At 79.2% G+C, this 1,063-nt stretch carries 1 protein-coding gene; it reads right to left on the bottom strand.

Going from position 1 to position 1,063, the window contains the following annotated elements; all coding sequences use genetic code 11:
• Positions 1–31 precede the first annotated feature (31 nt).
• Positions 32–1,063, bottom strand: a 1,032-nt coding sequence (locus ACWCSD_RS53035) for an MFS transporter (protein WP_449927654.1), incomplete at its 5' end; no start/stop codon positions are given.

Genomic DNA, 1,063 nt, shown 5'->3' on the forward strand with positions numbered 1-1,063 from the left:
CCGCGCCGCCGTGCCACGCGGGTCACGCCGGTCACTCGGGGGCGCCGCCCGCGGATCTGGTGGCCAGGGCGAACAGCAGGGCGGCGGCCGCCAGCGCCGCGCCGGTCGCGTACGTGAGGGCCGCGCCCGACGGCAGCGTGAGACCGCCGAGCAGCGTGCCCGCGCCGATCCCCGCGTAGATCGCCGAGGAGTTGAGCGAGACCACCAGCGGCGCCTCCCCGGGCGCGGCGGCGATGAGCCGGTGCTGCTGCGGCGGCGTCTGACACCAGCTGCTCGCACCCCACGCCAGCACCAGCACACCGGCCAGCGCCACAGTGCCGACCGCAGGTCCGGCCGCAGTGCCGACCGCAGTACCGGCCGCCGCGCCGACCGCAGGGCCACCCGCCGGGCCGGCCGCGGCCATCCAGGCGAGCAGCCCCAGGCTGACGGCCATGACCAGGTACGCGACCGGCAACACCCGGTGCGCGCCCCACCGGTCGGTGGCGTACCCGGCGGCCAGGTTGCCGAGGACGGCGCCGAGCCCGTACAGGAACAGCATGCCCGCCGTGCCCTCCACGCCCACCGCGCGCAGGGCGGGCACGCTGTAGGCGTACACCGTGTAGCTGCCCGCCATCCCGAGCACGGTCAGCGGCAGGATGGCCGTCACCGCCGGCCGCCGCAGCACCTCCAGCCGGGCGCGCAGCGGCACCCGGGGCGCGCCCGGCAGCACCGGCATGATCGCGTACACCCCGGCGGCGACCGCCAGGCAGGCCACGGCCACCGCCCCCAGCGCGTACCGCCAGCCGAGCCGTTCGCCGGCCAGGTCGCCGAGCGGCACGCCGAGCGCCGTCGCGACCGTCAGCCCGCCCACCACCACGGCCAGCGCCCGCGCCCGCAGCTCGGGCCGCACCAGGACGGCCGCCACCGCGCCCGCGCCCGGCGTGTACGCCGCCGCCCCGGCCGCCGCCAGCACCCGGCTGACCACCAGCACGGGGAACGACGGCGCCAGCGCCGACCCCAGGTTGGCCAGCCCGAGCACGACCAGCGCCGTCACCAGCAGCGCCCGCCGCGGGACCCGCGCGGC

It is taken from the genome of Nonomuraea sp. NPDC001684 (genome assembly GCF_053596515.1).